This window comes from Mesorhizobium sp. AR02 (assembly GCF_024746835.1).
In the GTDB taxonomy this organism is placed as follows: domain Bacteria; phylum Pseudomonadota; class Alphaproteobacteria; order Rhizobiales; family Rhizobiaceae; genus Mesorhizobium.
The window spans coordinates 4,331,614-4,345,170 of sequence record NZ_CP080531.1 but is presented as its reverse complement, the minus strand read 5'-3'; the positions used below and the strand labels follow the sequence as shown (position 1 = coordinate 4,345,170).

Below are 13,557 nucleotides of genomic sequence, written 5' to 3'. Positions count from 1 at the left end.
TCAGAACTGGATGGCGCCAGCGAGCGAAAAGCGATCGCTGGTCGGCACATGGTCGTCGCGATGCTGGCGGCCCCATTCCAGCGTCAGGCTGGCGTTGGTCACATCGCCCGCAAGCGCCGTGCCGAGCTTCAGGCCAAGCCCGTATGACGCGCCGACGATGTCAGCCGTCTCGAGCACGGTCGGCATTTCGAGATGGACCTGCCCGACAGCGCCGAAGACATAGGGCGATAGCGAAACGATGCCGCCGGTGAACGGCATATACCAGGGCGAGGACAGCTCGCCGCGCAGCACATAGCCGGAATCGCCCTGCAGCGCGCCGGCGTCGAAGCTCGACAGGCCGTTGGCGCCGGTGAGCCCGATCTGCTCCGACTGCAGCAACGGCTTGCCGAACGAGGTCTGCGCGCGGGCGTAGAGATCAAGGCCGAGATGGGTGGCCAGCGGCTGGCTGTAGCTGGCCGAGACCTCGAGCTTCTGGAAGGCGGCATCGGCCCCCTGGCGCGACAGCGGCAGCAGCGGCGTGGCGTCGGCGGCCGAGCGCGCGCCGAGCCCGTCAATGCCGAACGAGGCCACGACATTGCCGGTGAAGACGCCGCCGAGCGGCGTGAACCAGGTGGCGTCCGTGCCGAACCTGATGATGCGAAGCCGATCCTCGGCGATCGGCAGCGAGATCGGCGTCACCGCATTGAGAAAATCGTTCTGCGCATCGAATGAGAGTTCGCTGCTGACGGTCAGTTCGCGGCTGCGTATCCAGGGATAGCGAAGCCTGGCCGAATAACGCTCGAACTCGCTGCCGAAGCCGAGCGTGCCGGGCTCGGCGGTCGGATTGGCGCGTGTGCGGGTGGCTTCCAGGTTGAGCGTCAGCCCGTCATAGCCAATCGGCACGACGATGCCGGCGGCATAGTTGCGGTTGCGCGGAGCATCGGTGAACAGGCCGCTCTCGCCGCCATCGGGATAGCCGCCGATGCGCACATAGACGAGTTCGCCGAGGCCAAGCAGCGAGTTGAAATCGACGCCGACGCCCGTCGACCAGCGCTGCAGCGATGGCGACAGCGAGTTGTCCACCGTGACCTGGCCGCCAAGCGGGCGGTACTTGCCGTCGATGACCAGCACGCTGGCGCCCTTGGCGATACCGGCCTGCAAGGTCGAGCGCAGCCTGGCGCCCGGCGTGTCGCCGGCCAAGAGCAGCTTGCGCTCGATCGCCGACAGCTTGATGCTTTTCTGCCCGACCAGCGGCGCCAGCGTTGCCTCGACCCGTCCGCGTATGCGCTCGGGCAGGTTGCTGATGTCGATCCGTTCGAGGTAGCCGTCGATAACGACGAGCCTGAGCCTTGCACCGTCGTTGAGCTTCTGCGCCGGCAGCACGACCCGGACCAGCGCATAGCCGGCGCGGCCATATTCGGTCTCCAGCGCCCGCGCCGCGGCAAAGATTTCCGCCGCCGTCACCGTGCGATGGGCGAGGCCCGCAACGATCTTGCGCGTTGCCTCGGCCATATCGGGCAGGCCGCCCTCGACGCTGACATCCCTGAGCTTGACCTTCAGCTTCTCGGCACCCGCCGGCGCCTCGAGACCCGATCCTTCCGGGATCGTAACGCCCGCCATGTTGGCCTGCGGTGGCGGCCGGAAACTTGGCGGCGTGATCTGGCTGGCGGTCTCGGCGAACGCACTGGTGGGGAGCCATAGACAAATCGAAGCGGCGAGCATGGCGGACCACACACCGCGCGCGCCGGGCCTGCAGGAAACAGGCAGGCCTTCGGCTTGTTTGCCAATCGCGATCTTGCTTCTATACTTCACCCAGCCACTCGTAATTCGAGGTACATGCGGGCAAGGCTTCGCCGCCGGGCGATCTCTGATCGCTCGTCTTTGCAGCCGTTTCTCGAATTCATGTCCGAAAGGCATGCCCCCGCCCCTCGGATGACGCGGAAACTATGCCTGGCCCTGATGAAGGTCAATTCAACCTGCGGCCGTTCGGCTGACTATTATTGGGAGGGGTTTTCCAAGCTATAGCAATTAGTTAGCAAGTTGCGCCGCCAACCTGTCGCACTTTGACCGGCCCAGTTCTTGGCATTTGGTACCTCTGGACACAACTGTTGAAGGCTGGAAAATGGGCAACGAAACTCCGCTGTTGGAGTTGACTCGAAAGAGCTGGAGGATGGCGCTGAATTTGGAAGATATTGCCGGCAATCCGGCGTTGCATCGCTTCGTTCAGGAGCAATCGCTGGCGCTGATCCAGATCTATGAAGAGAGCCCCAGGCTGGCTTCCATCTTTGCCACGCAGCAGCGCTGGCTGATGGGCCATGTCGGCCTTGCCATGCACTTCAGGCGCGATCCGAACGACCGCCGCAAGGAGTTGACGGTATCGCGTTTCATCGAGGTCGTGCACAAGAATGCCGTGGCCAGCCGCAACACGGCGGACGCTTTCATCAAGGAGATGCTGCACTACAACATCGCCGAATATGTCGCGGGCGGCGACGGCCGCACGCATCCCCTGCAACCGACGGCGGCCACGATCGAGAGATTCACCGGCTGGGTAATCGCTCATCTGCGCACGCTTGACCATATCGATGGCGGCGACCGGCTGGCCAGATACCTGGACCGGCCCGACATGCTTGCCACGCTGCAGCCGCTGATCGCTGACGGACTGCTTGCCTCAAAGCCGGTCCGCGAACCCAACCAGACCTTTTCCCTGTTCATCTGGCTCAACAATGGCGGCATCGTCATGGATTGGCTGATGTCGGGCATTGATCCCGACCATGCCGGCCTGGAGCGGATCCCGACCAGCGTGGTTTCGATCGGCGACTTCGCAAAATGGCTCAAACTGTCGCGGACCCATCTCGGCCGCAAACTGCGCACCGCCGAGGAACTCGGCAGCATCGGCTGGCTTGGCCAGCGTGGCCATTCGGTGATGTGGGTGTCACACGGGTTCTATGAGGAATACATGACCGTGCAGGCCGCCAAGCTGGCGGTCGTCGACAGCGCCTTTGAGGCCTGCTTTCCGCCATCGCAAGGCAGTGGCTGAGCAGCGCCGCGCACGAGAGCAATTCCAGGAAAGGTGTGAAACGGTTTTCCCGGGAATGCGCATAGCGCTTTCCCTTTGGAATTGCGTCGGCACAAGTAGATAGGTCGGTTCTGCGTTTCCCGAGGCAGTGAAGCGCTGCCACGATTTTACGCCCACTGTACACATTCACCCACTATTGGCGGCCGGCGTCTGGACACGAGCCGCGAAGGCTGAAAATGTGTCTTTGCGTCTTCGCGGCAAGGGGGCTTATCGCAGCGGGGGAGAATGGCGCTGACGTTGGAAGAAATTGCCGGTCATCCGGCGCTGCATCGCTGTATTCGCGTCCAGGCGCAGGCGATGAACCAAACCTACGAGACGAACCCGCGGCTTTCCTCGGTGTTCGCCACGCAGCAACGCTGGCTGATGGCGCATATCGGTCTCGCGCTGCATTTCAGGCGGGAGCCCGACGACTATCGCAAGCAACTGACGGCTGCGCGCTTCATCGACGTGATCCGGCAGAATGCCGTGGCCAGCCGCAACACCGCCGACGCCTTCGTCAAGGAAATGCTGCATTACGGTTTCATCGAATATGTGCCCGCGACCCAGGACCGCCGCATCCGCCCCCTGCAGCCGTCGGTGGCCTCGCTGGAGCCGGTTACCCTCTGGCTGATGGCGCATCTGCACACGCTGGACAGTCTCGACGGTGCGAACCGCGTGGCCCTGTTCCTGGCCCGGCCGGACGCACTCGCCATGGTGCAACCGCGGATCGCCGATGGCTTGCTCTCGTCCAATCCGGTGCGTGAGCCCAAGCGGACGTTTTCCCTGTTCACCTGGCTCAACAATGGCGGCGTCGTCATGGACTGGCTGATTTCGGGCGTCGACCCCGACCATGCCCATCTCGACCGGATTCCGACGGGTATCGTGTCGATCGGCGATTTCGCCAGATGGCTCAAGCTGTCGCGAACCCATTTGGCGCGCAAGCTGCGCGATGCCGAGGACCTCGGCAGCGTCGGCTGGCTCGGCCAACGCGGCAATTCGGTGATGTGGGTGTCGCCCGATTTCTATCAGGAATACATGATCGCCCAGGCGGTGAAGCTGGCCATCATGGATGCCGCCTTCACCGAAGCCTTTGGTTCGACGACAGGCCGCTGACCGGTGCGGCATCTCCCGTGCGGGGGATGCACGAATCCGCGATGGCCGCTAGCACTTCAGTTGTCGCCATGCGCGGCATTACGATTGGAGAGGGACCTGCATGAAAAAGCGTTACGAAAAGCCGACGCTGGACAAGCGTCAGAAGCTGTCCAGCGTCACTGCGGCATGTACGCCCTCAACCTGTGTCGATTGATGCTCGCGGGCTTCGCCGACACTGACCTTGAGCAGACTCGGCGTTCTCAATCGATGTCGAACGAGACGCCCTGGGCAAGCGGCAGCGCCTTCGAATAATTCACCGTGTTGGTGGCGCGCCGCATATAGGCCTTCCACGCATCGGAGCCGCTCTCGCGGCCGCCGCCGGTTTCCTTTTCACCGCCGAAAGCACCGCCGATCTCGGCCCCTGACGTGCCGATGTTGACATTGGCGATGCCGCAGTCCGAACCGTCGACACCGAGGAAGCGTTCGGATTCCTGCAGGTCGCGGGTGAAGATCGACGACGACAGGCCGGCGCCGACCGCATTGTGCTCGTCGAGCACGGCGTCGAAATCCGAATATTTCATCACATAGAGGATCGGCGCGAAGGTTTCTTCGGTCACCGGCGAGACTTGGCTTTGCATTTCGACCAGCGCCGGATGCACATAATAGGCATCGGGGTGGCCGTTCTCGACCCGCGTACCGCCGGTCACCTTGCCGCCATGGGCGGCCGCTTCCTTCAACGCCTTCTGCATGGCATCGAACGCCGCCTTGTCGATCAGCGGTCCGACCAGCGAGGACGTCTCCAGCGGATTGCCGACCGAAACACTCTCGTACGCCTTCTTCAGGCGCGGAACCAGCGCGTCATAGACGCTCTCATGCACGAACAGGCGCCGCAACGTCGTGCAGCGCTGGCCTGCCGTGCCCATGGCGCCGAAGGCGATGGCGCGCAGCGCCATGTCGAGATCGGCGGTTGGGCAGACGATGCCGGCATTGTTGCCACCCAATTCCAGCACGGCGCGTGCAAAACGCTTGGCCAGGCGTGGGCCGACATCCCGGCCCATGCGCGTCGAGCCGGTGGCCGAAACCAGCGGCACCTTGGGATGGTCGACCAGGATTTCGCCGACGGCGCGGTCGCCGATCAACACCGGCGCCAGCCCCTGCGGCGCGTCGGCGCCGAAACGCTTCACCGCGCGCTTGAAGATCGCCTCGCAGGCAAGTGCGGTCAGCGGCGTCTTCTCCGACGGCTTCCACACCACCGCGTCGCCGCAGACCAGCGCCAGTGCCGCATTCCACGACCACACCGCGACCGGGAAGTTGAAGGCCGAAATGACACCGACAACGCCGAGCGGATGCCAGGTTTCCATCATGCGATGGCCCGGACGCTCGGTGGCGATGGTCAGGCCGTACAATTGCCGGGACAGACCGACAGCGAAATCGCAGATATCGATCATCTCCTGCACTTCGCCGAGGCCCTCGGACGGGATCTTGCCGACCTCGATCGACACCAGCCGGCCAAGCTCGGCCTTGTGTGCACGCAATTCCTCGCCAAGCAGGCGCACCAGTTCGCCGCGCTTCGGCCCCGGCACCAGCCGCCAGGACTGGAACGCCTTGTGCGCGGCATCGATGGTCTTGGCCGCATCGGCCGGCGAAATCGTCTTCAGCGCGGCAATCTCTTCGCCCGTGACCGGGCTGCGCACGATCAGGTCGCCACCGACAAGCGCGTCCTTGGCCACACCCAGTTTCGCCAGAAGCTCAGCCGTTTCCTTCGCTATGGTCATTTTTGTTCCTTTCAGATCCCGTCGTCATCATATGGCGTCGGGTCAAAGCCTCGCGCCATTTCGCCCGCGTGCCAAAGGCACTCCAGGCACAGTCATGGCGTGGCCTTACTCGTTTCAGGGGAAAATCGCCACCCCGGCATGGTCCAAGGCCAAATTACACGATTGAGCCAGAGACGATTGAGCCAGACGGGCGGACGCGGCTCAGTTGGCCTTTTTTGCCGGCGTGCGCACGGCGCCGTCCTTCATCAAGCGGTCAATATGCATGCGGATATGGGCCGCTTCCGCCGCCGTGTTGGCAAGAGCGATGGCGCGGTCGAAGGCGACACGCGCCTCTTCGCCCCGATCGAGCTGCATCAGCAGCCCGCCCTTGAGGCCGAAGAAGTGGAAATAGCCGGAAAGCCTTTCTTCCAGCGGCTCGATCATGGCAAGCGCGGCTTCCGGGCCGCGTACCTTGGAGACCGCCACCGCGCGGTTGAGCGTGATGACCGGCGACGGCTGCATCTGTTCGAGCAGGCCGTAGAGCAGGTCGATCTCCACCCAGTCGGTGTCCTCGGCCTTCTCTGCCCGCGCATGCAGGGCGGCGATTGCCGCCTGCACCTGGTAGGGACCGGGTTTGCGATGGCGCAATGCCTTGTCGACAAGGGCCAGCCCCTCGTCGATCATCTTGCGGCTCCACAGGCCGCGATCCTGGTCCTCGAGCAGAACGATCTCGCCGTCGCCGTCGAAACGAGCTGGCGCGCGTGCATGCTGCAGCAAAAGCAGCGCCGTCAGCCCCATGATCTCCGGCTCGGTCTGGAACAGCCGCAGCAGCAGCCGGGCGAGCCGGATCGCCTCCTCGCACAGCGGCGCGCGGGCCGGTGCCTCGCCACTGTTGGTCGAATAGCCTTCGTTGAAGATCAGGTAGACCATCGCCGCCACCGCGGCGAGCCGCTCGGAGCGCTCGACCGCGCCCGGCGTCTCGAACGGTACGCCGGCATCGGCAATGCGCGCCTTGGCGCGGGTGATGCGCTGCTCCATGGCGCTCTCGCCGACCAGGAAGGCCCGCGCGATCTGCTTGACGGTGAGACCGGAGACAATGCGCAGCGCGACCGCGATCTGCTGCGTTGCCGGCAGATCGGGGTGACAGCAGATGAACAGCAGCCGCAATATGTCGTCGCGGTAGTGCGCCCCATCCAGCCGCTCGGCGACGTCGCTCTCGGCATCTTCCAGATCGGAGATCTGGTCCTCTTCCGGCATCGGCGCCTGCTTGGCGCGCTTGCGCACCGCATCGATGCCGCTGTTGCGGCCGACAAAGATCAGCCAGGCCGCCGGATCGCGCGGCGGCCCGTTCTGCGGCCAGTTCTTCAGTGCCCTGAGGCACGCGTCCTGGAAAGCCTCCTCCGCCGTATCGAGATCGCGGAAATAGCGCAGCAGCGCGCCCATCGCCTGCGGGCGGGCAGAGCTGATCGCGGAGCTGATCCAGGCAAGTTCGGTCATACGGCAACCTTGGTGGGATTGAACACCGAGACCGGCCGGATCTCATAGGATCCTCCACTCGGATTGACCTCGGAGAGCTCACGGGCGAATTCGACGGCCTCGTCGAGATCGGCGCATTCCAGCGTATAGAAACCGAGGAACTGCTCTTTGGTCTCGGCGAATGGTCCGTCGATGACCACCGATTCGCCCTTGACCTTCCGCAGCGTCGTCGCCGCCGTCGTCGGCAAAAGCCGCGCTACCGGGCCGAGCCGGCCGGCCTTGGCGTACTTGTCCTGAACGTTGAGGAGATTGGCCATGACTTCATCGTCCTGCGCCTTGCTCCAGGAGCTGACGACGTCTTCGGAGGCATAGCAGAGGATGGCGTAGAGCATGGTTGGTCCTTTTCTGTATCAAAGGACGAAACAGTAGGACCGATCCCGACACGACGTCGATAAAAAAATCCTGACATAACGACGGCAATTGCCGCCAGTCACCTTTCGTGCGTCTTCAACCATCTCAGCACAAGCGCTTCCTCGTCATCGAGACCGTCTATCGACCGCTTGCGCTTGTTGGCTTGCGCCATTTCATCAAGCAATCGCCCCTGCGACCAGGCCTCGAAAACCCGCGGATGGATGTAGCATTTGCGGCAGACAGCGCGGGTGTTGCCCAGCCGCTCGGCCACTCTGTCGATGACACTGTTCATCACCCGCTTTTGCTGGGCCTGGCTTTCGGGCAGCTCCGTCTGCGCAAACAGCGATGCGGCATGGATGGTGCCGCCCCAGGTGCGGAAATGCTTGGAACTGAACGCATCGCCGGCGGCGTCCCTGATGTAACGGTTGACGTCGTCGGAGTGGACCGGGCGCCTGTTGCCGTCCTCGTCGAGATACTGGAACAGCTTCTGGCCCGGCAGGTCCTGCGCACCCCGCACGATCCCGGCAATGCGGCGATCGACCAGCTTCAGTTTCCACTCCTTGCCGGATTTCCCCTTGAAGGCGAAGCGCAGCCTCGATCCCTTGATGTCGACATGGCGGTCCCGCAACGTCGTCAGGCCGAAGCTCTTGTTGTCGCGCGCATAGGCGGCATTGCCGACGCGGATCATCGTGTTGTCGAGCAGCCAGACGACCGCAGCGACGACGCGCTCGAACGGCAGGCCATGGCGGCGCAAATCGCTGTCTATCGTGCGCCGCAGGTTGGCCAAGCTTTCGGCGAAAGCGACGAGGCTCGAATATTTGGCACCGTCGCGTTCTTCGGCCCATTGCGGATGATAGCGATACTGCTTGCGCCCCCGCTGGTCCCTGCCGGTCGCCTGGATATGCCCGTTGGCATCGGCCGAGATCCAGACATCCGTCCAGGCCGGCGGAATGACGATCGCCTCGATACGCGCCCTGGCGGCATCCGAGACGGGCTTCCCGTTCGGTCCCTTGTAGGAAAATCCCTTTGCTGTCTTCAGCCGCCGGATGCCGGGCTCGGCATCGCTGACATAGGTCAGTGCGGCGTCCCTGGCCGAGATCTGCGCCCCATTCTTCGGCGCAGCGTCCCCGTCGGTTGACCTGCTGTGCGACAATCCGGGTGTCTGCAGCATGTAAGCTCCACACAAATATGCGTAGATAAGCTGTTGGCCGGCTGCTGGTTCCACGCCCGTGCGAAAGTCGGCTATGCCGTCATCGGCGAATGACTGAACTTGACGACTACAAGGCGTCCTGCAGTTCTATCCCCGGAGCCGACATCCGGCGTCGCACCGCGAGCTTGAACCGGTAGCGCAGGCAACGCCAGGCCTCGGACCGTCGTTTCGGCGCGGCCGCAGCCAGCGCCAGGAAGCGCGCCGCGGTGTCCAGGTCGCCGCGCGCATAGTGGACGCGGGCGATCTTGAGGGCGACAAGCCCCTCCCTGGTTTTGAGCGCGGAGACCGGGATGCTGCAATCGGTGAGCGTGCGCAGCTCGCGGCGCCAATCAAGAAAACGCTTCACCGGCTTGATCGCAAAACGATCGTCGGAGCGCATCGGCGAGACCTCATAGACCATCACAGGCTGCTGAATCATGGCCAGCGACGCCGTACTCATCAGCCGCGCCCAAAACAATGTGTCCTCATCATATGCCAGCCCGACAGGAAACCGCGTCTCGCCGATCAGGTGTCGGGATGCCAGCACGCTGCCCACCGCGACCGAGCGAATGTCGCCTTTCACATAGGCCGCAGCGTTTGCCAGACAGCCAGCCTGATATCCATTCGGCACCTTGATCTGCCGGTCCTGCCCGTTCACCCGACGCCGGTAAGCGCCAACGATCATGTCGGCTTTTGCCTGGCGTTCGGCCTGCTGGAGTAGCGCACGCAAACCGCCCTCAAGATGCAGGTCGTCAGCGTCGATCAGGTACACCCAGGGGCAGAGCACCTGCGCCAGTGCAATGTTGCGCGCGCCACCGGCATCGCGGCAATTGGCCGGCAGCACGCGCAGCGGCAGAGACAATTTCGCGGCGGCCTGCAGTGCCGCGGCAGCCGTACCGTCTGATGATGCGTCATCGACGAGCAGAATCTCGCCGATAACCCCGGCCTCGCTGGCGAGAGACGCCAGCGTTGTAGCGATGGTTTTCGCCGCATTGTGGGCAGGGATGACGACGCTGACCGCTTTCAATACCAAACCCCGCGCGCATCAATACTGCAATTATTGGGCCCCTCGAAACCGACCAAAGGTACCTGCCACTTCACCATTTGAGAAGTCACCTTTGTTCGTGCCGAATAATACCTATGGGCCACCTTGTGCGGACCGGTCCGTTTTCATGCCTTTTCGAGCGCGACCGGAATGACGTCGACAGCCTGCTCGCCGACCTGACCGCCAGTGGTTTTCAGGACGCCGACGATCGGCGCCACGTCGGAATAATCACGGCCATAGCCGACGGTGATGTGGTCGTTGCTGGCCCGCATGCCGTTGGTCGGATCGAACTCCTGCCAGCCGGCGTCGCGTCCGCACCACACCTTCACCCATGCATGCATGGCGTCGGCGCCCTCCAGCCGGGGCTTACCCTTGGGCGGGATGGTGCGCAGGAAGCCGCTGACGTAGCCGGCCGGAATGCCGAGCCCGCGCAGCCCTGCGATCATGATGTGTGAAAAGTCCTGGCAGACACCGCGCTTCAGCTTGAACGCGTCGCTGGCCCGGGTTCGCACCGTGGTTGCGTCACCATCATAGGTGAAATCTCGGTGAATGCGGTTGCACAGGTTCATTGCCGTACCGGGCGGCCGAGCCGGCGATGCTGTCTCGTGCGTAGGCGGTGATCGCCGCATCGATGCCAGAGTGAGCGCTTCCCGCCAGAAAATGATGCGGTGACGCTGACGCCAACGACCGCACAGCGGCCAGTTCCTGCCTGAGCCGGCCGATATCTGGTGACACATCGAGCCCGGGCTCGGGCCGCGACACCGAAACGCGGGCGCTCATACGGATGTCGAGCGCGTCATGCGCATCGCGAAAGGCGATCGAGGTGACGCTGTTGCCGAAAAAATCCGAAAAATCCGACCGTTCATTGGGCGCCGGGGTGAAAGACAGGGATGCCGCAATGACGCGCTGCACGCCTGATATCGTCGATGGCAGCACGCGAATCTGATGGCGGCCGCCGCCGGCCGCCGCTGCATAATCGTAATGGAGATGAAGCCTGATGTCGTAAAGCATGCCTACTTTTCTTGTTTGCCGCAGGTTCTTGTCGCAAAACCGCGCGACACTTTTGGGGAACCTGCCTAACTCTTTGTTTTGACGCAATTCCGGACGGAAAATCGTTTCACACTTTTCCTGGAATTGCTCTAGCCGAAATAGGCCTTGGCGAGGCTGTTGTAGAGACCGCCGATTTCATAAGCGAGGTCGTCCAGCGCCTTTGCCGTCATGTCCGAAGGCTCCTTGATGGCGATCTGGGTGTTAAGCTGCAGAATCTCCTTCGCCGCCGGTGACATGTGCCCCTCGCCGCCGACCGACGGCAACAGGCCGATCTCGGCCTTCAGCCTTTCCAACTGGAACAGGATGGAGCGCGGATTGAGCGGATCGAGTGCCAGAAGATCGATCACCGTGCGCCGGCCGGCCTGCACCGGATATTGCCGGCGATGGGTCATGACGCTGTCGCCGATCTCCAGCATCATGTCGAGCGCGCCGTCCGGCGCCTTGGCGCGGGTCAGCTGGGACAGCGTACGGGCGATCTGGATGCCGCGTTCGAGCCGCCGGCCGATCTCGAGGAAGCGCCAGCCGGCGAAGCGGTACATGTTCTCGTGCAGCAGGCCGGAAAAGCCGGCGAGCTTGCGCAGGATCACCGTCATGGCCCGTGTCGCATCGTCGCCCGGCGCCACGGTCGTGGCGAACTGATGAATGGTCTTCGACAGGTCCTTCAGCGCCAGCCAGCCGTCGGGCGAGAAGCGATCGCGGATCTGGCCCGCGCTGTAGACGGCGCTGTCGAGCGTGCCGATCAGCCCTGACGGGATCGCCGTCTCGACGTCGATGCCGAACGGTTCGAGATAGTCCCTGATGTCGGCGAGCAACGGCATATCGGGATCGGAGGTCTCGGCCAGCCGCACATGGTAGGCGCGCAGGATGCGCACCGTGTCTTCCGAGCGTTCGATGTAGCGGCCGAGCCAGGTCAGGTTTTCCGCTGCGCGGCTGGGCAGGCTACCCGGCCTGGTGCGCGTAAAACTGTCGCCCTCTTGCGGCAGCAGCGTCTCGCGCTCCACCGGTCGGTCGCTGACCACCCAGACATCGGCCGCCTGACCGCCGCGCTGCATGGCGATCGCGGTCGGGTCGAGCGACAGGCCGACACGGGCAAACCCGCCCGGCATCACCGTCCAGCCCTCGGGCGTGCGCGCCAGATAGACGCGCAGGCTCGCCGGCCGCGGCTCCAGCCAGCCGCCGACAAAGACCGGCGTCGTCGACAGCGTCACCGCTTCCTGGCCGACGAAGGCGCCGCCATCGCTTTCGATGCGCGCCACTAGCTCGGCCCGCTCCCCGGCCGACAGTGCCGAGCCGAGCGTGGTCTGGCCATCATCCTCGAAGGCAAGCCTTGTCGACAGCGCAGGGCCGACCACCATGCGGTCGATATTGGCCAGCACATGGGCGCGTTCGGTCGCTTGCCCGCACCACCACGTCGCGACACTCGGCAGCAACAACTCCTCACCCCGCAAAGCGCGTGAAATCTTGGGCAGGAAGGCGAGCAGCGCGCGCGTTTCCATCAGGCCGGAGCCCAGCGCATTGACGGTGGAAACCGCCCTCTGGCGGATCGCCTCGACCAGCCCCGGCGTGCCGATTTGCGAATCCGAACGCAATTCGAGCGGATCGGCGAAGGCGGCGTCGAGCCGCCGCCACAGCACGCTGATCGGCATCAGGCCGGAAACCGTGCGCACCATCAGCCTGCCGCCGGAAACGGTCAAATCCTCGCCCTCGAGCAGCATGATGCCGAGATAGCGGGCGATATAGGCGTGTTCGTAGTAGGTTTCGTTGAGCGGCCCCGGCGTCAGTATGGCGACGCGGCCGTCGCTTTCCCTGGCCATGCCGATCAGCGCATCGCGGAAGCGGCGGAAGAAACCGGCAAGCCGGTGCACATGCATCTCGCCATAGATATCGGACAGGGCGCGCGTGGTGGCGACGCGGTTCTCCAGGGCAAAGCCGGCGCCTGATGGCGCCTGCGTACGGTCGCCCAGCACCCACCACTGGCCGTCTGGCCCGCGGCCAAGCTCGAAGGCACAGAAATGCAGATAATGGCCGCCGGCCGGCGTGGTGCCCACGACAGGCCGCAAATATTCAGGGCTGGCGGCAATCAATCTCGCCGGCAGGATGCCTTTTTCGATCAGCCGGTTTGGCCCATAGATATCGGCGATGGTTTCCTCGAACAGCTCGGCGCGCTGCACGAGCCCGGCGCTGATCGCGGCCCATTCGGCGTCTTCGATGAGCAGGGGCACATGCGCCAGCGGCCATTCGCGCTCATTCGCGCCGGCCTTGTCATAGACGCGGTAGTAGACGCCGGCATCGCGTAGATACTGGTCGGCGCGGGCGAAACGCTGGCCGAGCTTTTCGGCACCGAGATCGTCGAGCGCCTCGATGAAATGCTTCCACACCGGACGGGGATTGCCTGCAGCGTCGACCATCTCGTCGACGACGCCGTCGATCGGCTGGTAGTGCTCCAGCAGGCTGTGGATCTGCGGCTTGCCGCGTATCCTCTTGTGATTCCCCTTTGCCATCGCTG

The 13,557-nt window shown here is 63.9% G+C and carries 9 protein-coding genes and 1 pseudogene; 2 read left to right on the top strand and 8 right to left on the bottom strand.

The features are described 5' to 3' along the window. Window positions 1–1,791 (bottom strand): ShlB/FhaC/HecB family hemolysin secretion/activation protein, encoded by a 1,791-nt coding sequence (locus DBIPINDM_RS25175; protein ID WP_258581741.1) that lies wholly within the window; start codon window positions 1,789–1,791, stop codon window positions 1–3. Window positions 1,792–2,149: 358 nt separating this feature from the next. On the opposite strand from DBIPINDM_RS25175, the gene DBIPINDM_RS25170 reads away from it, so the two are divergent. Beyond that, window positions 2,150–3,016 carry a hypothetical protein gene (locus DBIPINDM_RS25170; RefSeq protein ID WP_258581740.1) on the top strand — a complete coding sequence of 289 codons (867 nt, stop codon included), beginning with the start codon at window positions 2,150–2,152 and terminating at the stop codon, window positions 3,014–3,016. Between the two features lie 264 nt (window positions 3,017–3,280). After that, window positions 3,281–4,147, top strand: coding sequence for a hypothetical protein (locus DBIPINDM_RS25165; protein WP_258581739.1), 867 nt, complete (start codon window positions 3,281–3,283; stop codon window positions 4,145–4,147). Window positions 4,148–4,386: 239 nt separating this feature from the next. Here the strand turns inward: DBIPINDM_RS25165 and DBIPINDM_RS25160 are convergent, their stop codons facing one another. From DBIPINDM_RS25160 to DBIPINDM_RS25130, 7 genes and pseudogenes are all read right to left on the bottom strand, one after another. Beyond that, complete coding sequence (locus DBIPINDM_RS25160; RefSeq protein ID WP_258581738.1) at window positions 4,387–5,901, bottom strand: aldehyde dehydrogenase family protein; 1,515 nt, start codon at window positions 5,899–5,901, stop codon at window positions 4,387–4,389. Window positions 5,902–6,102: 201 nt separating this feature from the next. After that, a complete protein-coding gene (locus DBIPINDM_RS25155; protein WP_258581737.1) occupies window positions 6,103–7,377 on the bottom strand; it encodes an RNA polymerase sigma factor in 1,275 nt (424 codons plus the stop codon). Beyond that, window positions 7,374–7,748, bottom strand: coding sequence for a YciI family protein (locus DBIPINDM_RS25150; RefSeq protein WP_095199302.1), 375 nt, complete (start codon window positions 7,746–7,748; stop codon window positions 7,374–7,376). The genes DBIPINDM_RS25155 and DBIPINDM_RS25150 overlap by 4 nt, the downstream gene beginning before the upstream one ends. Window positions 7,749–7,846: 98 nt before the next feature. Next, on the bottom strand, window positions 7,847–8,938 hold the full coding sequence (locus tag DBIPINDM_RS25145; RefSeq protein ID WP_258581736.1) for a DNA topoisomerase IB: 1,092 nt from the start codon (window positions 8,936–8,938) through the stop codon (window positions 7,847–7,849). Window positions 8,939–9,044: 106 nt separating this feature from the next. Next, on the bottom strand, window positions 9,045–9,983 hold the full coding sequence (locus DBIPINDM_RS25140; protein ID WP_258581735.1) for a glycosyltransferase family 2 protein: 939 nt from the start codon (window positions 9,981–9,983) through the stop codon (window positions 9,045–9,047). Window positions 9,984–10,126: 143 nt separating this feature from the next. Further along, window positions 10,127–11,012, bottom strand: a pseudogene (locus DBIPINDM_RS25135) (transglutaminase family protein). A 128-nt stretch (window positions 11,013–11,140) separates the two neighbouring features. Further along, a complete protein-coding gene (locus DBIPINDM_RS25130) occupies window positions 11,141–13,552 on the bottom strand; it encodes a circularly permuted type 2 ATP-grasp protein (protein ID WP_258581734.1) in 2,412 nt (803 codons plus the stop codon). Window positions 13,553–13,557 lie beyond the last annotated feature (5 nt).

What these genes read in the sequence shown, in the direction of transcription:
- DBIPINDM_RS25160 (WP_258581738.1), bottom strand. Translation starts at nt 5,901, where the DNA reads ATGACCATAGCGAAGGAAACGGCTGAGCTTCTGGCGAAACTGGGTGTG.
- DBIPINDM_RS25145 (WP_258581736.1), bottom strand. Translation starts at nt 8,938, where the DNA reads ATGCTGCAGACACCCGGATTGTCGCACAGCAGGTCAACCGACGGGGAC.
- DBIPINDM_RS25155 (WP_258581737.1), bottom strand. Translation starts at nt 7,377, where the DNA reads ATGACCGAACTTGCCTGGATCAGCTCCGCGATCAGCTCTGCCCGCCCG.
- DBIPINDM_RS25165 (WP_258581739.1), top strand. Translation starts at nt 3,281, where the DNA reads ATGGCGCTGACGTTGGAAGAAATTGCCGGTCATCCGGCGCTGCATCGC.
- DBIPINDM_RS25170 (WP_258581740.1), top strand. Translation starts at nt 2,150, where the DNA reads ATGGCGCTGAATTTGGAAGATATTGCCGGCAATCCGGCGTTGCATCGC.
- DBIPINDM_RS25130 (WP_258581734.1), bottom strand. Translation starts at nt 13,552, where the DNA reads ATGGCAAAGGGGAATCACAAGAGGATACGCGGCAAGCCGCAGATCCAC.
- DBIPINDM_RS25150 (WP_095199302.1), bottom strand. Translation starts at nt 7,748, where the DNA reads ATGCTCTACGCCATCCTCTGCTATGCCTCCGAAGACGTCGTCAGCTCC.